This window comes from Gemmobacter caeni (genome assembly GCF_003054195.1).
GTDB lineage: Bacteria > Pseudomonadota > Alphaproteobacteria > Rhodobacterales > Rhodobacteraceae > Gemmobacter > Gemmobacter caeni.
The window spans coordinates 35610-53931 of the sequence record NZ_QBKP01000020.1 but is presented as its reverse complement, the minus strand read 5'-3'; the positions used below and the strand labels follow the sequence as shown (position 1 = coordinate 53931).

General features: G+C 65.1%; 20 protein-coding genes. 12 read left to right on the top strand and 8 right to left on the bottom strand.

Annotated features, from left to right (window positions below; all coding sequences use genetic code 11):
* Positions 1-89: 89 nt before the first annotated feature.
* Positions 90-1502, bottom strand: coding sequence for a D-amino acid dehydrogenase (locus C8N34_RS21755; RefSeq protein WP_338419727.1), 1413 nt, complete (start codon positions 1500-1502; stop codon positions 90-92).
* A 144-nt stretch (positions 1503-1646) separates the two neighbouring features.
* Here C8N34_RS21755 and C8N34_RS21750 point away from each other — a divergent pair, with 144 nt between their 5' ends.
* Both C8N34_RS21750 and C8N34_RS21745 read left to right on the top strand, forming a co-directional pair.
* Positions 1647-2528: an SPFH domain-containing protein gene (locus C8N34_RS21750; RefSeq protein ID WP_054303879.1), complete on the top strand. Its 882-nt coding sequence runs from the start codon at positions 1647-1649 to the stop codon at positions 2526-2528.
* Between the two features lie 2 nt (positions 2529-2530).
* Entirely contained in the window at positions 2531-2791 is a 261-nt protein-coding gene (locus C8N34_RS21745) for an NfeD family protein (RefSeq protein WP_108130483.1), read from the top strand.
* 1 nt (position 2792) lies between these two features.
* Here the strand turns inward: C8N34_RS21745 and C8N34_RS21740 are convergent, their stop codons facing one another.
* The 3 genes from C8N34_RS21740 to fsa all read right to left on the bottom strand — a co-directional run bounded on the left by C8N34_RS21740 (position 2793) and on the right by fsa (position 5229).
* Positions 2793-3743, bottom strand: a complete 951-nt coding sequence (locus C8N34_RS21740; RefSeq protein ID WP_422387678.1) for a tyrosine recombinase XerC — start codon at positions 3741-3743, stop codon at positions 2793-2795.
* Positions 3731-4423 (bottom strand): DUF484 family protein, encoded by a 693-nt coding sequence (locus tag C8N34_RS21735; RefSeq protein WP_054303876.1) that lies wholly within the window; start codon positions 4421-4423, stop codon positions 3731-3733. Before C8N34_RS21735 ends, C8N34_RS21740 begins: the two co-directional genes overlap by 13 nt.
* A gap of 152 nt (positions 4424-4575) precedes the next feature.
* Complete coding sequence (gene fsa, locus C8N34_RS21730; protein ID WP_054303875.1) at positions 4576-5229, bottom strand: fructose-6-phosphate aldolase; 654 nt, start codon at positions 5227-5229, stop codon at positions 4576-4578.
* 80 nt (positions 5230-5309) lie between these two features.
* Here fsa and C8N34_RS21725 point away from each other — a divergent pair, with 80 nt between their 5' ends.
* From C8N34_RS21725 to C8N34_RS26980, 5 genes are all read left to right on the top strand, one after another.
* Positions 5310-7511: a primosomal protein N' gene (locus C8N34_RS21725; RefSeq protein ID WP_108130481.1), complete on the top strand. Its 2202-nt coding sequence runs from the start codon at positions 5310-5312 to the stop codon at positions 7509-7511.
* 89 nt (positions 7512-7600) lie between these two features.
* On the top strand, positions 7601-8842 hold the full coding sequence (locus tag C8N34_RS21720; RefSeq protein ID WP_108130480.1) for an MFS transporter: 1242 nt from the start codon (positions 7601-7603) through the stop codon (positions 8840-8842).
* Between the two features lie 76 nt (positions 8843-8918).
* Positions 8919-9578, top strand: coding sequence for a peptide-methionine (S)-S-oxide reductase MsrA (gene msrA / locus C8N34_RS21715; protein ID WP_170120570.1), 660 nt, complete (start codon positions 8919-8921; stop codon positions 9576-9578).
* A gap of 284 nt (positions 9579-9862) precedes the next feature.
* On the top strand, positions 9863-10735 hold the full coding sequence (locus C8N34_RS21710) for a 50S ribosomal protein L11 methyltransferase (protein ID WP_108130479.1): 873 nt from the start codon (positions 9863-9865) through the stop codon (positions 10733-10735).
* Positions 10736-11021: 286 nt separating this feature from the next.
* Positions 11022-11168 carry a hypothetical protein gene (locus tag C8N34_RS26980; RefSeq protein WP_242013873.1) on the top strand — a complete coding sequence of 49 codons (147 nt, stop codon included), beginning with the start codon at positions 11022-11024 and terminating at the stop codon, positions 11166-11168.
* Between the two features lie 117 nt (positions 11169-11285).
* On the opposite strand, the gene C8N34_RS21700 is transcribed toward C8N34_RS26980, so the two are convergent.
* Complete coding sequence (locus C8N34_RS21700) at positions 11286-11501, bottom strand: DUF1127 domain-containing protein (protein ID WP_054303871.1); 216 nt, start codon at positions 11499-11501, stop codon at positions 11286-11288.
* Between the two features lie 322 nt (positions 11502-11823).
* Between C8N34_RS21700 and ruvC the strand changes: the two genes are divergently transcribed.
* From ruvC to ruvB, 5 genes are all read left to right on the top strand, one after another.
* Positions 11824-12342: a crossover junction endodeoxyribonuclease RuvC gene (ruvC, locus tag C8N34_RS21695; protein WP_054303870.1), complete on the top strand. Its 519-nt coding sequence runs from the start codon at positions 11824-11826 to the stop codon at positions 12340-12342.
* On the top strand, positions 12339-13022 hold the full coding sequence (gene ruvA, locus C8N34_RS21690) for a Holliday junction branch migration protein RuvA (RefSeq protein WP_108130478.1): 684 nt from the start codon (positions 12339-12341) through the stop codon (positions 13020-13022). The genes ruvC and ruvA overlap by 4 nt, the downstream gene beginning before the upstream one ends.
* 146 nt (positions 13023-13168) lie before the next feature.
* Positions 13169-13747 carry a YceI family protein gene (locus tag C8N34_RS21685; RefSeq protein WP_054303868.1) on the top strand — a complete coding sequence of 193 codons (579 nt, stop codon included), beginning with the start codon at positions 13169-13171 and terminating at the stop codon, positions 13745-13747.
* 67 nt (positions 13748-13814) lie between these two features.
* Positions 13815-14738: a zinc metalloprotease HtpX gene (gene htpX, locus C8N34_RS21680; protein ID WP_108130477.1), complete on the top strand. Its 924-nt coding sequence runs from the start codon at positions 13815-13817 to the stop codon at positions 14736-14738.
* A gap of 52 nt (positions 14739-14790) precedes the next feature.
* Positions 14791-15825 carry a Holliday junction branch migration DNA helicase RuvB gene (gene ruvB / locus C8N34_RS21675; protein WP_108130476.1) on the top strand — a complete coding sequence of 345 codons (1035 nt, stop codon included), beginning with the start codon at positions 14791-14793 and terminating at the stop codon, positions 15823-15825.
* On the opposite strand, the gene C8N34_RS21670 is transcribed toward ruvB, so the two are convergent.
* Genes C8N34_RS21670 through C8N34_RS21660 form a run of 3 tightly spaced genes read right to left on the bottom strand, consistent with a single transcriptional unit; the run spans position 15822 to position 18240 of the window.
* Positions 15822-16469 carry an HAD family hydrolase gene (locus tag C8N34_RS21670; protein WP_108130503.1) on the bottom strand — a complete coding sequence of 216 codons (648 nt, stop codon included), beginning with the start codon at positions 16467-16469 and terminating at the stop codon, positions 15822-15824. The genes ruvB and C8N34_RS21670 overlap by 4 nt on opposite strands.
* Positions 16469-17038, bottom strand: a complete 570-nt coding sequence (gene rsmD, locus C8N34_RS21665; protein WP_108130475.1) for a 16S rRNA (guanine(966)-N(2))-methyltransferase RsmD — start codon at positions 17036-17038, stop codon at positions 16469-16471. Before rsmD ends, C8N34_RS21670 begins: the two co-directional genes overlap by 1 nt.
* Positions 17035-18240, bottom strand: coding sequence for an NAD(P)/FAD-dependent oxidoreductase (locus tag C8N34_RS21660; RefSeq protein WP_108130474.1), 1206 nt, complete (start codon positions 18238-18240; stop codon positions 17035-17037). Before C8N34_RS21660 ends, rsmD begins: the two co-directional genes overlap by 4 nt.
* Positions 18241-18322 lie beyond the last annotated feature (82 nt).

The window sequence follows — 18322 nt, the reverse complement described above, 5'->3', positions numbered from 1 at the left end:
GCACCTTTTACCATACCCGCGCGAGGCTGACAGTGGGGGCAAATTCCCTGTTCAGGGAATTTGCAAAAGTTTTCAGGAAAACTTTTGCGTCACGCGGGAACCGGGCGGAACGCCGGGCGCGCGCTGCGCTTGCGCTCATACCGGGCATAGCCCAGATCGGTGTGTTCAATCTCCGGCGCGCGGCCCGAGATGATGTCGGCCAGCAGTCGGCCCGAGCCGCAGGACATCGTCCAGCCCAGCGTGCCGTGGCCGGTGTTGAGGAAAAGGTTCGAGATCGGCGAGCGACCGACGATCGGCGTGCCATCCGGCGTCATCGGGCGCAGGCCGGTCCAGAACTGGGCCTGCGACTGGTCGCCCGCGCCACCGAACAGGTCTTCGACCGAATGGGTCAGCGTGGCTTGCCGTTTGGGGTTCAGGCTCAGGTCGAAGCCTGCGATTTCGGCCATGCCGCCGACGCGGATGCGGTCGCCCAGCCGGGTGATGGCGATCTTGTAGGTTTCATCCATCACGGTCGAAACCGGCGCGCGGCTTTCATCCACCACCGGCACGGTGATCGAATAGCCCTTCAGCGGATAGACCGGCAGCGCAATGCCCAGCGGTGCGGCCAGCATGGGCGAATAAGACCCCATGGCCAGCACGAAGGCATCGGCGTGCACCCGGCCTTCCGAGGTCTCCACGAAAGCCACACGGCCCATTTCGGTATGGATGCGCCGGATCGAGACGCCCCAGCGGAATTCGACGCCTGCCGCCGCGGCCATATCGGCCAGACGGTTGGTGAACTTGAAGCAATCGCCGGTTTCATCGCCCGGCAGGCGCAGCCCGCCCGCGATCTTGTCAGCGCTGGCGGCCAGGCCCGGCTCGGCCGCGACGCAGCCCGCACGGTCCAGGACCTCGAAGGCGACGCCATCCTCACGCAGAACCTCAATGTCTTTCGCGGCGCCTTCCACCTGCTTCTGCGTGCGGAACAGTTGCAGCGTGCCCTGCGTGCGTTCATCATAGCTGATGCCGGTTTCGGCGCGCAGCTCACCCAGACAATCGCGCGAATATTCCGCCAGCCGCACCATGCGCGACTTGTTCACATGATAGGCGTCGGCGGTGCAGTTCATCAGCATTTTCGCCATCCAGCTCAGCTTGGCGAAATCGGGGCGCGGCTGGATGACCAGCGGCGCATGCTTCTGGAACATCCATTTCATCGCCTTCAGCGGGATACCCGGCGCGGCCCAGGGGGCGGAATAGCCGGGACTGACCTCGCCCGCATTGGCGAAAGAGGTTTCCAGCGCGGGGGCGGCCTGACGATCGATCACCGTCACCTGATGGCCCTGACGGCTCAGATACCAGGCCGAGGTCACACCGATGACACCTGCGCCGAGGATGACGATTTTCATGGGCCGCTCCGCTGGTTGAAAGCCATGAACAAATGATACCTTTTTGCCATGGGATTTTCTGGCGTTCTGCGGGCGCGAAAGGAATGCTGCCGGGAAATTTTTGCGCCCGAATGGCAAGTGACCGAACAATTCATCGGGTCTTTGTCAAATGCCGCCGATCTGTCCGGCTATTGCCGGCCTGTGCGACGGAATCACTTGCCTATTGATCAGGCGGTTTGTGAAGTCCATCTTGGCGGGGATTGAATACCGGAGTTACCTGTCATGGATTTCGAAACCCTCATCGGCGGCAACGCCATCTTCCTTGCGCTTGCCTCCTTTGTCATCCTCTGCATCTTCCTTGGCGTGCGGATCGTGCCGCAAAGCCAGAAGCATGTGGTCGAGCGCTTTGGCAGGTTGCGCGCAGTGCTGGGGCCGGGGCTGAACTTTGTCGTGCCTTTCCTTGACAGCATCGCGCACAAGGTTTCGATCCTTGAACGGCAGTTGCCGAATGCGAGCCAGGACGCGATCACCGCTGACAACGTGCTGGTGAAGGTGGAAACCAGCGTGTTCTATCGCATCACCGAGCCGGAAAAGACCGTCTACCGTATCCGTGATGTGGATGGCGCCATTGCCACCACGGTCGCCGGGATCGTGCGGTCGGAAATCGGCAAGCTGGAACTGGATCAGGTGCAGTCGAACCGGGCCGACCTTATCACCAAGGTGCGCGAGCAGGTGGCGGTGATGGTGGATGACTGGGGGATCGAGGTGACGCGCGCCGAAATCCTCGACGTTAATCTGGACGAGGCGACCCGCGCCGCCATGCTTCAGCAGCTCAACGCCGAACGTGCCCGCCGCGCGCAGGTGACCGAGGCGGAGGGCAAGAAGCGCGCGGTGGAGCTGAACGCCGAGGCGGAGCTTTATGCAGCGGAGCAGCAGGCCAAGGCCCGCCGCATCCTCGCCGATGCCGAGGCTTATTCGACAGGGGTCATCGCGCAGGCGATCCGGGAAAACGGGCTGGAGGCGGCGCAATACCAGGTGGCGCTGAAACAGGTTGAGGCGCTGTCGGATGTCGCCAAGGGCGGCGGCAAGCAGACGATCCTGCTGCCCGCGCAGGCGCTGGAGGCGTTCGGCAATGCGTTCCAGATGCTGAAAGGGCGGGGCTGATCATGGCTTGGTGGGTCTGGGTCGCCGGGGGCTTCGTTCTGGGCATCGTCGAGGTGCTGGCACCGGGCTATGTGTTCCTTGGCTTCGCTTTGGGCGCGCTGGCGATCGGCCTCGGCCTCTGGACCGGGCTTCTGGCGCTGGGGCTGCCCGCCCAGATCGCAGTTTTCGCGCTGGTGTCAGTGGTGGCCTGGGCCCTGCTGCGTAAGGTCTTCCCGCAGCAACGCGGCGAGGTGAAGCGCTGGACCCGCGATATCAACGACTAGATCAGCTTCGGGCCCGGCGCGCATGGGGATGGGCGGTTGCGTAAACCTCCATCAGCCGCGCGGCATCGACGCCGGTATAGGCCTGTGTCGTGGACAGCGAAGCATGGCCCAGCAATTCCTGAATAGCCCGCAGATCGCCGCCCGAGGCGAGCAGATGCGTGGCAAAGCTGTGACGCAACGCATGCGGTGTGGCGCTGGCGGGCAGGCCGAGGCGGTTGCGCGTGCGTTCCATCGCCGCCGCAATCAGGCGCGGGTTGAGTGCGCCGCCGCGCGTGCCGCGAAACAGCGGCTGATCTGCGGTCAGGTCGTAGGGGCAAAGGTCCGCATAGCGCGCCACGGCCGCGCGCGCAGCAGGCAGCACCGGCACCAGCCGCTGCTTGTTGCCCTTACCAGTGATGCGCAGCACCTCGGGCAGCGGATGGTCGGCGCCTGTCAGCCCCAGCGCCTCGGAAATCCGCAGGCCGCAGCCGTAAAGCAGCGTCACCACCGCCGTATCGCGTGCGGCAACCCAGGGCTCGCGTGCGTCGTCGCCCACGCTGTCCAGCACCTCGGCGGCGCCGTCGACCGACAGCGGGCGGGGAAGCTTCTTCTGGAAACGCGGCGCGCGGGCTTGCAGGATGGCGGTCGCATCCGCGCCCTGCCGGTCGGCCAGCCAGGCGGTGAATCCTTTCACGGCTGACAGGCTGCGCGCCAGTGACCGGGCCGAAACCCCGCGCCCGCGTTCATGCGCCATCCAGGCGCGCAAATCACCCACCGGCACCGTGACCAGCGACGTCAGCCCTTCGGTTCCGCCGCGATGATGGGCCAGAAAGGACAACCAGCCGCGCACATCCGCCGCATAGGCCGTCACGGTCTTGTCTGCCCGCCCGTCCAGCGCGCGCAGATGGGTCAGCCAGTCCTCCAGCGCCGCGCGTGCGGCCGGAGAGATGGCCAGTGTCGTCACGACAGCCAGCGGCGCATCGTCCGCTCGAACACCCCGGCGAAGAAGGCCAGCAGGTCAGTGCCGTGGGTGGGTTTGAAATGGTGCGGGTCTTCGCAGCCCATGACCAGAAGGCCGGGCAGGCGCCCCTTGCCGAAGTCGAGCTTCATCAGCGCTTCGGACCGGATCCAGCCCGCGGTTTCGCCATAGATCATGTTGGAACTGGGAATGGTCTGGCGCAGGGTCACCGGGCGCAGGCTGACATTGCGACCACCCGAGACATATTCCGCCACGAAGCCGGGTTCAGCCACGAACAGCACGTCGCCCAGACGGCGCAGAGCCGGATCGTCGGCCTCCTGCACCGATTCCAGCACGAGGCGGATACAGTCGACGCGAAGGGTCTGCGCCACCTCACCCGCGAGGCTTTTGAGGAAATCCTCGAAAGACAGCGGGTCGAGCATTTGCAGGATGGCGCGATGCACCTGATTGGTGCCGGCAAGGTTTTCATAGGCGGCGGCGATAACGGTGCGGTGGGTATCTTCCAGCCGCTCCAGCCGGTTTTCCAGCCGTTCCATGGCGATGCCACGCAGATCGACCACATTCGACCCCATCGCCCGATCCGTCGCCGCGATCAGGGCGCGCATCAGGTCGCGGTCTTCCAGAATGACTTCCGGCTTTTCCAGAATCCGGTCGCGGAGGTCCGGCTCGATCATGCTTTAACTGCCCGTTTGTTGGTTTTGCGCGACTTTAGCAAATGCGCGGGGGCCTTGTCGCGCGAAAATGTGGCGAAAGGGAAAGCCGGGAAACAAAGATGCCGCCGTCCGGGCCGGGACGGCGGCATCCTTTTCGGCTCAGACGGTGCGGATCAGAGGATCTTCTGTCCGGTCTTGGCCCAGTCTTTCACGAACTGGTCCAGCCCCTTGTCGGTCAGCACATGGCTGGCCAGCCCCTTGATGACCGCGGGCGGCGCGGTCATCACATCGGCGCCGATCAGCGCGCATTGTGCGACATGATTGGCGGTGCGGATCGAGGCGGCGAGGATCTGGGTCTCGAACCCGTAATTGTCGTAGACGTCACGGATGTCCGAAATCAGCTCCAGCCCATCGAGGTTGATATCGTCCAGACGGCCGATGAAAGGGCTGATGAAGGTGGCACCCGCCTTGGCGGCGATCAGCGCCTGATTGACGCTGAAGCACAGGGTCACGTTCACCATCTTGCCTTCGCCCGACAGCACCTTGCAGGCTTTCAGCCCGTCCCAGGTCAGCGGCACCTTGACGGTGATATTGGGCGCGATCTCGGCCAGCTTGCGGCCTTCGGCGATCATCTCGTCAGCGGTCAGCGACACGACTTCGGCCGAAACCGGGCCGGAAACGATGGAGCAGATTTCCTTCGTCACTTCCATGATGTCGCGGCCGGACTTCAGGATGATCGAGGGGTTGGTGGTCACGCCATCGACCATGCCAAGGTCGTTCAACTCGGCAATGGCGGCCACGTCGGCGGAATCTACGAAGAATTTCATCCGGGATGTCCTCTCGGGGTTGCGGGCGCTCTCGCCGCCGTATTAGCCCAAAGGGACGGACGGGGAAAGAGAGGCGACAGGTGGATCGGGTCTTTGCGGCAGGGGAACGGGTCGGCGTGGCGCTGACCGAGCCTTTGGGCCGGGCCCTGACCGGCGTTCTGGACTATCGCGCCCCCGAAGGCGGCTGTGGCACCGGCGATTTCGTCGAGGTGCCGCTGGGCCCGCGCCGGATGCTGGGTGTGGTCTGGGGACCGGGGACCGGCGATTTCGACGCGGCGAAGCTGCGCGCCGTTTCCCGCGTGCTGGATGCGCGGCCGATGCGGGCGGAGCTGCGCAACTTCCTGAGCCGTGCCGCCGATTACACGCTGACCCCGTTGCCTGCGATGCTGCGCCTTGCCACCCGCGCACCGGGGCTGGGCGAGCCGCCGGGCCTGCGCCGGGTCTATCGTCTGTCCGGCCCCGCGCCCAACAAGCTGACCGACGCGCGGCTGCGGGTGATCGAGGCCTTGCGTGATTTCGGCGGCGCGTCGGTGACTCTGGGCGAATTGTGCGAGGCGGCGGCCTGTTCCTCGTCGGTCGTCAAGGGGCTGGTGAAGGCGGGTGTGGTGTCCGAGGACGAGGCGCCGCGCGATCTGCCCTTTCTCGACCTGAACCCCGCCGATGGTGTGACGCTTCAAGGGGATCAGGTCGCCGCCGCCGATGCGCTGGTCGCGGCACTGGCGCAGGGCGGCTATGGCACGACGCTGCTGAAGGGCGTCACCGGATCGGGCAAGACCGAGGTCTATCTTGAGGCCGTGGCCGAATGTCTGCGGCAAGGGCGGCAGGCGCTGGTTCTTCTGCCGGAAATCGCGCTGACGGCGGAATTTCTGACGCGGGTCGAGGCGCGGTTTGGCGCGCGACCCGCCGAATGGCACTCCGGCGTGACCCAGACCGAACGCCGCCGTGTGTGGAAGATGGTATCCGAAGGTCGGGCGCAGATGGTGGTCGGCGCACGTTCCGCCCTGTTCCTGCCGTTCCAGCAGCTTGGTCTGATCGTGGTCGATGAGGAGCACGACACCTCGTATAAGCAAGAGGATGGCGTGCTTTACAATGCGCGCGACATGGCGGTGCTGCGGGCCTCGATCTGTGGGGCGCAGGTGGTTCTGGCCTCGGCCACGCCCAGCCTTGAAAGCTGGGTGAATGCCGAACAGGGCAAGTATACGCGGCTTGATCTTGGCGCGCGATACGGCACGGCCGAACTGCCCGAGATGCGGGCGATCGACATGCGGGGCGAGCGGCTGGCCTCGAACCGCTGGATTTCCGACCCGCTGGCGCGGGCGGTGGAGGTGCGGCGCGCGGCGGGGGAACAGTCGCTTCTGTTCCTCAACCGGCGTGGCTATGCGCCGGTTACCATCTGCCGCGCCTGCGGGCATCAGGTGGGTTGTGATCATTGCGACGCGCGGATGGTGGAGCATCGCTTCCTCAAGCGGCTTGTCTGCCACCAATGCGGCGCGACCAAGCCTGTGCCCGAAGCCTGCCCCTCCTGCGGGGTAGAGGGTCGGATGGCGCCGGTAGGGCCGGGGGTGGAACGGCTGGCCGAGGAGGTCGCCGAACGCTTCCCCGAGGCGAAGCTTGCGATCCTGTCGTCAGACCTGTTCGGTTCGGCGCGCGCGCTGAAACAGCGGATCGAGGAAATCGCAAGGGGCGAGGCCGAAATCGTCATCGGCACGCAGATCGTGGCCAAGGGCCACAACTTCCCGCTGCTGACGCTGGTCGGGGTCATTGACGCCGATCTGGGCTTGCAGGGATCGGACCTGCGCGCGGCGGAGCGGACGTTCCAGCTGATGCGGCAGGTCGCCGGGCGGGCAGGGCGGTCAGGCGACCGGCAGGGGCTGGCGCTCCTTCAGACCCATCAGCCTGAACATCCGGTGATCCGGTCAATCCTGGGCGGCGATGAAGAGGCGTTCTGGCGGGCCGAAAGCGCCGAGCGCCGCGCCTCGGGTGTTCCGCCCTGGGGACGGATGGCCGGGATCATCCTTTCAGGGCCGGAAGTGGCGCAGGTCTTTGATTTCGGGGCGGAACTTGCCCGCCGCGACGGCCCGCTGCGACGGATCGGGGCGCAGCTGTTCGGCCCCGCCCCGGCCCCCATCGCCCGCGTCCGCGGCCGCCACCGCGTCCGGCTGCTGATCAAGGCCGACAAACATGCGCCGATTCAGGCTGCCGTTGCGGAATGGCTGGCGCAGCTTAAGCCGCCGAACAACCTGCGCATCGCGGTCGATATAGACCCGCAAAGCTTTTACTGATCCGCAGGCTTTCCGGGCTGCGGCGCAGAATTGTGCGGGCCACAATTCCGCACTCGCGCGGTGCCCGGCACAGGCGTAGAAAGGATGCCATGAAAATGCGCATCCTGCCCCTCGCCGAAGCCGGCCACCTGCCGCTGTGGCGGCAACCTGTTTCTCTGCTGTTCCTGATGGCCGTCGCCATGCCGCTGGCCTTTTCCACCTGGTCGGCGCTGCTGAATAACTTTGTCATCGAACGCGCAGGCTTCACCGGCGTCGAGATCGGCTGGCTGCATACGGTGCGCGAAATTCCCGGCCTGCTGGCCGTGGCCGTGCTGGCCATTCTGCTGCTGTTCCGGGAACAGTCGGTCGCGGGCTGGATGCTGATGCTGCTCGGCGTATCGACCGCCGTCACTGCATGGTTCCCCACCCTCGGTGGTATCATGATGATCACCTTCCTGTCGTCGGTGGGCTTCCACTATTTCGAGACGGTCAACCAGTCGCTGCAACTGCAATGGATCGACAAGGCCCGCGCACCCAAGGTGCTGGGCTGGATCGTGGCGACCGGCTCTGCCGCCTCGCTGGTCGCCTATGCGGCCATCATGCTGACGTGGAAAGCCTTGGGCCTGTCCTATAACAGCGTCTACCTCGCCTCGGGCGGGCTGTGCGCGCTGATTGCAGTGTTCTGCCTGATCGCCTATCCGCGTTTTGAGGCGCCGCATCCGCAGCGCAAATCAATCGTGCTGCGCCGCCGCTACTGGCTTTATTACGCGCTGCAATTCATGGCGGGCGCGCGGCGGCAGATTTTCGTGGTGTTCGCGGCCTTCATGATGGTCGAGAAATTCGGCTTCGGGGTCGAGAAAATCACCGCGCTCATGCTGATCAACTTCATCGCCAATATGGCGCTGGCGCCACTGATCGGGCGCTTCATCGCCCGCTTCGGCGAACAGAAATCCATGCTGGTGGAATATGCAGGCCTGTTCTGCGTGTTCATCCTGTACGGCGGGCTCTACTGGTTCGACTGGGGGCTTTGGCTGGCCGCTGTGCTTTACGTCGTGGATCACCTGTTCTTCGCCATGTCCTTCGCGCAGAAGACCTATTTCCAGAAGATCGGCGATCCGGCGGATATGGCGCCGACGGCGGCTGTGGCCTTTACCATCAACCACATCGCGGCGGTCTTCCTGCCGGCGCTTCTGGGCTATCTGTGGGTGACCTCGCCGGGCGCGGTATTCGGTCTGGCCGCCGGCATGGCCGCGACCTCGTTCATCCTCTCGCTGCTGGTGCCGCGCCATCCCTCGCCGGGGAATGAAACGCGGCTTGGGGGCGGCGCGGACTGGGCGCAGGCGGCGGCCTGAGCCATCACTCTCGCGCGACGGTGCTGGCGTCAGGCCTTTGCTTACCTATATTCTGACCTTCAGACAGGAGGCGCCGATGCTGAACATGTTCAAGGCCGACAAGATGAAGATGGTAAGCCCTGCCGATGCCCTGCCGGGCCGGGCAGAGCCGATCCCGACTGCTGAGACGCATTTCCTCAGCGGTCTGCCGCTGAATGCCGATGTGCCCGAAGGCTTTGCCGAAGCGATGTTCGGCATGGGGTGCTTCTGGGGCGTGGAGCGCAAGTTCTGGCAGGTGCCGGGCGTCTGGCTGACCATGGTGGGCTATGCGGGCGGCTACACACCAAATCCGACCTACAAGGAAACTTGCACCCAGCTGACCGGCCATAACGAGGTGGTGCGGGTGATCTTCGATCCGGCCAAGGTGTCGTACGATGATCTGCTGAAGGTTTTCTGGGAAAACCACGACCCGACGCAGGGGATGCGGCAGGGCAATGACATCGGGTCCACCTACCGCTCGGGGATCTATCCTTATACCGAAGCGCAGGCCGAGGCAGCACGGGCGTCGATGGCAGCCTATCAACAGGCGCTGACCGCGGCCGGCCGCGGCCGGATCACCACCGAAATCCTGCCCGCGCCAACCTTCTACTTCGCCGAGGATTACCACCAGCAATATCTGGCGAAGAACCCGGATGGCTATTGCGGACTCGGCGGCACGGGCGTGAGTTGCCCCATTGGCCTTGGCATCCGGGCCTGACCGCAGTTTGGCGGTGCCCCGAGGGTTTGCTTGTGTCGAGACCGCGCCCGCGCCGCCGCCCGGCCTGCCGCCTGTGGCAGCCGCGCCCCTGCCGGATCGGGGTTCAGGCCGGAAAGCGGCAATGAGTATTTGGACAAAGAGCAATATGGTCCTGCTTCTTGCCTGAAATACTCCGGGGGTCCGGGGGCTGGCCCCCGGCAGGTCGGGCCCGGTGCCAGCGCCGCTTGACCCTTGAGCCGCCGGGGTCTATCGCGGCGCGAGCCTGCCTTGAGAGGAGCCGCGCGATGCCGACCTATTCCGCCCTCACGACGTTGATGGGAGAAGATGCTGCCGAGGCCCTGGCCGAGGCGGTCGAGAAGCTTGACCCGGCGCCGGTCGGCATCGGTGTCTTTGAGATCGAGGATGACTCGGGGCTTTGGGAAGTCGGGGCCTATTTCACCGAGAAGCCCAACGAGGTGATGCTGGAAGTTCTGGCGCTGGCTTTCGAGGCACGGCCCTTTGCGCTGTCGGAGTTGCCGGAAATCGACTGGGTCGCTCATGTGCGGCGCGAGCTGGCGCCGGTTGAGGCGGGGCGCTTCTTTGTTTATGGCAGCCATGATGCCGACAAGGTGCCTGCGGATCGGATCGCGCTGCAGATCGAGGCGACAGTAGCTTTCGGCACCGGCCATCACGGCACAACGCTTGGTTGTCTGCGGGCTTTCGACCGGTTGTTCGACGCCGGGTTCCGGCCTGCAAAGGTTGCCGACATCGGCTGCGGCACGGCTGTCCTGGCGCTGGCCGCGGCGTCTGTTTTGCCCGAGGCTCTGATTCTGGCCTCCGACATCGACCGGGTGGCGGTGGATGTGGCTGAGGCGAACGTGGCGATCAACGGGCTGGAGGGCCGGGTAGAATGTCTTGAAGCGGCAGGGTTTGCCCAGCCGCGGCTCGCGGAGGCCGCGCCTTTCGATCTGATCTTTGCCAATATCCTTAAAGGTCCGCTGATCGAACTGGCGCCGGATATGGCGGCCCATGCGGCCAGGGGAGGAATCGCGATTCTGTCTGGTCTTCTGGTGGTACAGGCGGAGGCGGTGACGGCGGCTTATCTGGCGGCCGGATTCACCCTGGAGCAGCGTGAGGACATCGGGGAATGGTCGACTCTGGTGTTGAAAAAAGGCTGAAACGGGGCGGGGCGCGGGCCTTTGCCGCAATATTGCCACATTTCAGCCTTAAGTAGGACGCTCGGTGGGGGCCGTATCGTGGAGTATGTGTGGTATGGCCGAACAGGATTTGGGCGATTTTTATGCCCGTGTCGCGCGTGTCGAAAAAGCGCGCGCCAAAGGTTATGGCTTTGAGGCGGATGGAACGCTCGGCCGGTCCCATTATCAGCGTCCCAGATCACGGCGTCGGCGTGTGCTTGGCCCTCTGCTTATCGTTGGGCTTTGCGTCCTTGGCCTGAAGGGTGCGATGCATCATCAGATCGGCGACGCTTCCTTTCAGGACCGGGTTGTGGCGATGCAGGCCTCGCAGGGGTTTGAGCGTCTGGGCGGTTTCCTGATGCAGGCTGATCCCGTGACACTGTGGATCTCGGCCCAACTCGACAAATATCTTTGAAAGCGACGGGGGCCGGGGCACCCGGTTGCCGGCGGTCAAATACCAAAAAGGCCGCGTCCGTAAGGAGCGGCCTTCGGCATAGCAGCGGGCGCGTCGCGCCCGATCCGGCGACGGATATCAGTGGCCCAGTTTGGAGCCGATCTGATAGATGTCGCCGCGGCACAGCCCGATATCGTCAAGCTCGCGGTCCGACAGCTTGGCCAGTTCATTGCGCGTCACGCGGGCGTCGTTCCAGTCGGCGACGGCGGCGAAAATGTTGCTCAGGAACTGCACGAAGCGGTAGGTGGAGATGGCGCCAAAGGGCGCCGTACGGGTCGTCTCATAAGCGGCCATGGCGGTGTTCCTCGTTTCAAAACTGCCTAGATCGAAGGCATCCGTGCCTTCGAGGCGTCAAATAATCTTGCTGCAGGTGCAAAGCAAGCGAAGCAAAGGCATGGCCCACATGCAGAAACCGCATGGCTCGGCCGCTGCGGTGGACAGGGTTCTGGCAGTGCTTTGCGAGGGCCGCAGGCGATCGTCGCCTTCATCGGCCGGATAGTCGCAAATATGCGAAATTCATACCCCGGCCTGCGCGGGATGCAAGCCCGAATTGATCTTGGCGGATGTTCTTCTTTCGTGCTAGTTTGGGGAAAATGTAGAACAAAAAGGCGCGGGCATGCGGGTATTGGGCATTGATCCGGGGTTGCGGAACCTCGGATGGGGCGTGATCGAGGTTTCCGGCACGCGAATCGCCCATATCGCCAACGGGATTTGCCATTCCACACCTGGAACGGGTGACGGGGATCTGGCACAGCGGCTTTGCAGCCTGCATGCCCAGTTGACCGAGGTGCTGCATACGCATGCGCCTGATACGGCGGCTGTGGAACATACCTTCGTCAACAAGGACGCGGTGGCCACGCTGAAGCTGGGGCAGGCACGGGGGATTGCCCTGCTCGTGCCGGCGCAATTCGGCCTGACCGTGGGGGAATATGCGCCCAATGCCGTAAAGAAGACCGTGGTGGGCGTGGGGCATGCTGCGAAGGTTCAGGTGGATCACATGGTGCGGCTGCATCTGCCGGGGGTGAAGATCGCCGGTCCTGATGCGGCGGATGCACTTGCGATTGCCATTTGCCATGCGCATCACTGTCAGTCGAGCGGCCGGCTGGAGGCTGCATTGCGGAGGGCGGCGGGATGATCGGCAGGATTGCGGGCCGGATCGAGTGGCGCGGTGCCGATCATGTGCTGATCGACGTGCGCGGCGTGGGGTATATCGTCCATGTCAGCGACCGTACTCTGGCGGCGCTGCCCGGCGTGGGGGAGGCCTGCGCCCTTTATACCGAACTTCTGGTGCGCGAGGATCTGCTGCAACTCTTCGGCTTTCCGACCATGCTGGAAAAAGAATGGCATCGCCTGCTGACCACCGTGCAGGGGGTGGGTGCCAAGGCGGCCATGGCGATTCTGGGCACACTGGGGGCCGAGGGGACAGCGCGGGCGATCACTTTGGGTGATGCCCGTGCCATTCAGGCGGCACCCGGCATCGGCCCGAAAATCGCGCAGCGCGTGGTGCTGGAGCTGAAATCCAAGGCCCCGGCGATCATGGCCCAGGGCAGCAGCCTGATGGCAGAGGCCGTCGTGACGGAAGAAGAGGCCGCACCCGCGCCCGCTGTCAAGGCGAAGCCCGCCCGCAGTGTCCCGGTCCGGCCTGCCGTCACCCGCGCGGCCTATAGTGCGGATGCCCTGTCGGCCTTGCTGAACCTCGGCTATGGCCAGGCCGATGCGGCGCAGGCCGTGGCCACGGTCTCGGGAGAGGCGCCCGAGGCTGATACTGCCGAGCTGATCCGCCGGGCGCTGAAGCTCCTCATGCCAAAAAACTGAGCCATTCAAGGGCTCTGACCTGCTTTTGATGTTCGGCAGCGAACAGACCATGTTCGCAGGCACTGAATTGTGCACAGAAGGCGGGCCGGGCAGTTTCTGCGCATGCAGCATGTGCTGCCCGACCTTGCAAACAGACGGAGTTCCCGATGATCCGCCTTTCCACCCTGTCGCTTCTGGCCGCGCTGACCGCTGCCCCCGCCATGGCTGCGCCCGAGGCCTATGTGCTTGATCCCTCGCACAGCCAGATCGTGTTCAGCTACAACCACCTTGGTTTCTCGACCACGACGGGCATGTTCTCGGGCTTCGACGGGAATATCAGCTTTGATGCCGAAGATCCGGCAGCCTCCAGCGTCGAAGTGTCCTTCCCCGTCCGCACCATGCTGACCGGCTGGCAGGAACGCTTTGACCATTTCATGTCGCCCGATTTCTTCAACGCGGCTGACGACAGCGCGCTGGTCACCTTCAAATCCACCGGCATCGAGGTGACGGGCGAGAAAACCGCGAAGATCACCGGCGACCTGACGCTGAACGGCGTGACCAAATCGGTGGTTCTGGATGCGGCGCTGACCCAGGCGGGCGAGCATCCCATGGCGAAGAAGCCGTGGATGGGCTTCACCGGCACCACTACGCTGAAGCGCACCGATTTTAACCTCGGCATGTTCGCGCCCTATGTCGGGGACGATGTGACCGTGGAAATCTCGATCGAGGCGATGAAGGCGGAATGACGCCTGAGGGGGCGGGCCTTGTCCGCCCCTTTCCTTCGCCCCATATCGCTGGGCGCGGAGGTGTTCGATGAACGGTTATTTCAAGACGGCCCTGTTGATGGCGGCGATGACCGCCCTGTTCATGGGTCTTGGCGGCCTCATCGGCGGATCGTCAGGCGCGCTGATCGCGTTGGTCTTTGCCGGTGGCATGAACCTGTTTACCTGGTGGAACAGCGACAAAGCGGTACTGTCGATGACAGGCGCACGCGAAGTCGATGCCCGGAGCGCGCCGGATTTCGTGGCGCTGGTGCATGATCTGGCCGATGGCGCGGGGATGCCGCGCCCCAGGGTGTTCATCATCGACACAGACCAGCCCAATGCCTTCGCCACCGGCCGCAACCCGGAAAATGCCGCCGTGGCCGCGACCATGGGGCTGTTGCGGCGGCTCGACCGGCAGGAAATCGCGGCGGTCATGGCGCATGAGCTTGCGCACATCCGCAACCGTGACACGCTGATCATGACCGTGACTGCCACCATGGCCGGGGCGATTTCGATGCTGGCCAATTTCGCCTTCTTCTTTGGCGGCAGTCGGGATCGTGAGGGCGGCGGCGGTGGGCTGATTGGCGGAATTCTGGTGATGATCCTCGCGCCGTTGATGGCCGGTCTGGTGCAGATGGCGATTTCACGCTCGCGCGAATACGAAGCCGACCGGATCGGTGCCGAAATCTGCGGCCATCCGATGTGGCTGGCCTCGGCCCTGCGCAAGATCGAGGCTTTCGCCAAGGGGATCGACAATCCCCGGGCCGAGGCGAATCCGGCGCTGGCGCATATGTTCATCATCAACCCGCTGCACGCCCATGCGCGCGACGCGCTGTTTTCCACCCACCCGAACACGGAAAACCGGGTGGCGGCCTTGATGGCACTGGCAGGACAGAGGGGGACGGCGGCTCCGGTGCAGGCGACCCGCGCCTCGTCGATCCCGCGCAGCGGGCGACGCGGCCCCTGGGCCTGAGGCGCGGCCAATCCGCTTGCCAAATCACCGCCGTTCGGGGATTGTTCCGGGCATGACCCAGCCCGATCCCGCCCTTCGCCCCGACCGCCTGCCCGAGGACGCCGACCGCGCCCTGCGCCCGCAGGTGCTGGATGATTTCGTGGGGCAAGCCGAGGCGCGGGCGAACCTGCGCATCTTCATCGAAAGCGCGCGGATGCGGGGCGAGGCGATGGATCATACGCTGTTCCATGGCCCGCCCGGTCTGGGCAAGACCACGCTGGCGCAGATCATGGCGCGCGAGTTGGGGGTGGGGTTCCGCATGACCTCTGGCCCCGTGCTGGCGAAACCCGGCGATCTGGCGGCGATCCTGACCAATCTGGAACCGCGCGACGTGCTGTTCATCGACGAGATTCACCGCCTTTCCCCCGTGGTGGAGGAGGTGCTGTATCCGGCGATGGAGGATTTCGCGCTGGATCTGGTGATCGGCGAGGGGCCGGCGGCGCGGACGGTGCGGATTGACCTGCAACCCTTCACGCTGGTGGGCGCAACGACGCGGCTGGGCCTTTTGACCACGCCTTTGCGCGACCGTTTCGGTATCCCGACCCGGCTGCAATTCTACACCGAGGATGAGCTTGACCATATCGTCACCCGCGGCGCCCGCCTGCTGGGGGTCGAACCGCTGCCCGAGGGCACGCGCGAGATTGCGCGCCGCGCGCGCGGCACCCCCCGGATTGCCGGGCGTCTGTTGCGCCGGGTGGTGGATTTCGTGACGGTCGAAGGCGACGGGCGGCTGACCCGCGCCATTGCCGACCGGGCGCTGACCCGGATGGGGGTCGATAACCTTGGCCTCGACGGCGCAGACCGCCGTTACATGCTGCTTTTGGCCGAGAACTACGGCGGTGGCCCCGTGGGAGTGGAGACTATTGCCGCCGCCCTGTCGGAAAGCCGTGATGCCATCGAGGAGGTCATCGAGCCTTACCTGCTGCAACAGGGGCTGATCCAGCGCACGCCACGCGGGCGAATGCTGGCGGCAAAGGCATGGCGCCACATCGGTCTCGCCCCGCCGCAACCGCAGCAGGCAGCGCAAGGCGGGCTGTTCGACCTTTAATCCAGCCCCAGCAATGCGGGCAGTTCGACCATGGCTCGGAAGATCACCGCGCCTTCGGCTGCCAGCGCGGCACCATCCCCCTGCGGGGTAAATCCCATGCAGCGCATCCCGGCGGCGCGGGCCGCCCGCGCGCCGGTCGGGCTGTCCTCTACCACCACGCAGGCGACGGGATCAGCGCCAACCGCCTGAGCGGCGTGCAGGTAAAGATCGGGTGCGGGCTTGATCATCTTCAGGTCGATGCCGGAAAACATCCGCCCTTCCAGCCGTGCGGCCAGCGCCGGATGCTGACCGATGGTAATGCCCATCTTGCGCCCGGTTCCGTTCGAGCCGATGGCATAGGGCACCCCTGCCGTATCCAGCCGGTCCAGCACGTCCAGAATACCGGGGATCAGCGGCGTGCCTTCGGCCAGCCGGGCGTAAAGCCGTTCATAGAAATCTGCCGCCCAGCCCGGCGGGATATCGGCGCCCATCCCGGCGGCGCGCAGGCCCACTTTTTCAACGGTGCCGCCCAGAAACAGCCGCTCCATCTCGGCATGGGTCAGCGGCAGGCCACGCGCGGCCAGATCTTCGGCCAGCATGTCGAAAGTGGGGCCTTCGCTGTCCACCACCACGCCATCGCAATCGAACAGAACCGCCGCCGGGATCATGCCGCCCTCAGAAGCGTGATGACCGTATCGCCATAGGCGCGCTGGTCGATCTGTTCGAATCCGGCGGGGGCAAGCGGTGCGGCGCTTTCTTCCCAGAGGACAACAGCGCCGGGGGCCAGCCAGCCACCCGCCACGCAGGAAGCCAGCGCCTGTTCGCCCAGACCCTTGCCATAGGGCGGGTCAAGAAAGACCAGAGTATAGCCTGCGCCCCGGTTCGGCCCCATGCGCGTTGCATCGCGGCGCCAGACATCGGTCTGGCCCATGGCGCGCATCAGCTCGATATTCCGACGCAGCAACGCGCGCGCGGCGGTGCCGTCATCGACGAAGGCAACGCGGGCCGCCCCACGGCTGAGCGCCTCAAGCCCCAGAGCGCCGGTTCCCGCGAACAGGTCCAGCACCCGTGCGCCTGTCACAGGATCGCCCGTTTGTGCGATGCGGCCGTTGACCAGCAGGTTGAAGATGGATTCCCGCACGCGGTCGGTGGTGGGACGCAGATGCGCCGCCGCATCGCCTGCGCCTACCTCGGCCAGCTTCAGCCCCCGGAACGTGCCGCCGATGATCCTCATGCCTTCAGAAGCACCTTCAGGTCGGGCGTATCCACCACAGCCTCTGGCGCGGGGCTGCGGCCCATCTCGATCAGCCGCTTGCCGACCATATAGGCCCGCGCGTCGTTCATCGCATCCACCGCCAGCAGCGTGTCGCCCGCATAATACCAGAAGCTGACCGCAGCACCTTCGCCCTTGCGGGTGACGATGTGGTCATAGCCGGTATTGAGCCCGGCAATCTGCAATTTGCAGTCATATTGATCCGACCAGAACCAGGGCTTCGCCACATAGGGCTGCCCTGCACCCAGCATGTTGGCGGCCACGGCCTCTGCCTGATCAATGGCATTGCCCACCGATTCCAGACGCAGCCGCCCCGTCCCATGCGGGAAAGAGGCGCAATCGCCCGCCGACCAGATGTGCGGCTGGCTTGTCAGACCCAGCGCATCGGTGCGGATGCCATTTTCGATGGCGCAGCCTGCCGCCTCGGCCAGCGTAGTGACCGGCAGGATGCCGACGCCGGCGATGACGAAATCACAGGGCAGTTCGCTGCCATCGGCCAGATGTGCGGCGGTCACGCGGGTTTCGCCTGCCAGCCGCGCAAGACCCACGCCCTCGCGGATCGTGACGCCATGCGTGCCGTGCAGGGCGCGGAAATAATCTGCGGTTTCGGGCGCGGCGACGCGTTGCAGGATGCGCGGCGCGGCCTCGATCACCGTGACATTCAGGCCCAGCTTCGCGGCCACCGCCGCGGCCTCCAGCCCGATATAGCCCCCACCGACGATGACGACCCGGCGGCCGGGCTGAAACTCGGCCCGCATCGCATCGACGTCGGCGAGCGTGCGCACGGTATAGACCCCCGCCAGATCACCGCCGATCGCGGCGGGCAGGCGACGCGGCACCGATCCGGTCGTCAGCGCGAGTTCATCATAGGTGAGGGTTTCACCGCCGACGGTCAGGGTGCGGGCGCTTGCGTCGATGGCGGTTACAGCTTCGCCCAGCCGCAGGGTGATGCGGTTGTCGGCATAGAAATCGGCGCTGCGCAGCCAGAGCCGTTCCTCCTCCATCTCGCCCAGCAGATAGGCCTTGGACAGTGGCGGGCGCTGGTAGGGCGGGGCGGTTTCCTCGCCGATCAGCGTGATGTCGCCCTGAAACCCCAGCGCACGCAGCTTTGCCACCAGAGCGGCCCCGGCCTGACCGGCCCCCACCACCACGAAATGCGCCATCCCGTCTTCCTCCACTGCCGCCTCTGGCCCTGTCTTACGGCGGACCCTATATCTGGCGCTATCGGTAACGCAACGCGCGAGG

Excerpts from the sequence above, each read along its gene's own strand:
- C8N34_RS21750 (WP_054303879.1), top strand. The coding sequence starts at position 1,647 with ATGGATTTCGAAACCCTCATCGGCGGCAACGCCATCTTCCTTGCGCTT.
- C8N34_RS21745 (WP_108130483.1), top strand. The coding sequence starts at position 2,531 with ATGGCTTGGTGGGTCTGGGTCGCCGGGGGCTTCGTTCTGGGCATCGTC.
- C8N34_RS21735 (WP_054303876.1), bottom strand. The coding sequence starts at position 4,423 with ATGATCGAGCCGGACCTCCGCGACCGGATTCTGGAAAAGCCGGAAGTC.
- fsa (WP_054303875.1), bottom strand. The coding sequence starts at position 5,229 with ATGAAATTCTTCGTAGATTCCGCCGACGTGGCCGCCATTGCCGAGTTG.
- C8N34_RS21720 (WP_108130480.1), top strand. The coding sequence starts at position 7,601 with ATGAAAATGCGCATCCTGCCCCTCGCCGAAGCCGGCCACCTGCCGCTG.
- msrA (WP_170120570.1), top strand. The coding sequence starts at position 8,919 with ATGCTGAACATGTTCAAGGCCGACAAGATGAAGATGGTAAGCCCTGCC.
- C8N34_RS21710 (WP_108130479.1), top strand. The coding sequence starts at position 9,863 with ATGCCGACCTATTCCGCCCTCACGACGTTGATGGGAGAAGATGCTGCC.
- C8N34_RS26980 (WP_242013873.1), top strand. The coding sequence starts at position 11,022 with ATGCATCATCAGATCGGCGACGCTTCCTTTCAGGACCGGGTTGTGGCG.
- C8N34_RS21700 (WP_054303871.1), bottom strand. The coding sequence starts at position 11,501 with ATGGCCGCTTATGAGACGACCCGTACGGCGCCCTTTGGCGCCATCTCC.
- ruvC (WP_054303870.1), top strand. The coding sequence starts at position 11,824 with ATGCGGGTATTGGGCATTGATCCGGGGTTGCGGAACCTCGGATGGGGC.
- ruvA (WP_108130478.1), top strand. The coding sequence starts at position 12,339 with ATGATCGGCAGGATTGCGGGCCGGATCGAGTGGCGCGGTGCCGATCAT.
- C8N34_RS21685 (WP_054303868.1), top strand. The coding sequence starts at position 13,169 with ATGATCCGCCTTTCCACCCTGTCGCTTCTGGCCGCGCTGACCGCTGCC.
- htpX (WP_108130477.1), top strand. The coding sequence starts at position 13,815 with ATGAACGGTTATTTCAAGACGGCCCTGTTGATGGCGGCGATGACCGCC.
- ruvB (WP_108130476.1), top strand. The coding sequence starts at position 14,791 with ATGACCCAGCCCGATCCCGCCCTTCGCCCCGACCGCCTGCCCGAGGAC.
- rsmD (WP_108130475.1), bottom strand. The coding sequence starts at position 17,038 with ATGAGGATCATCGGCGGCACGTTCCGGGGGCTGAAGCTGGCCGAGGTA.
- C8N34_RS21660 (WP_108130474.1), bottom strand. The coding sequence starts at position 18,240 with ATGGCGCATTTCGTGGTGGTGGGGGCCGGTCAGGCCGGGGCCGCTCTG.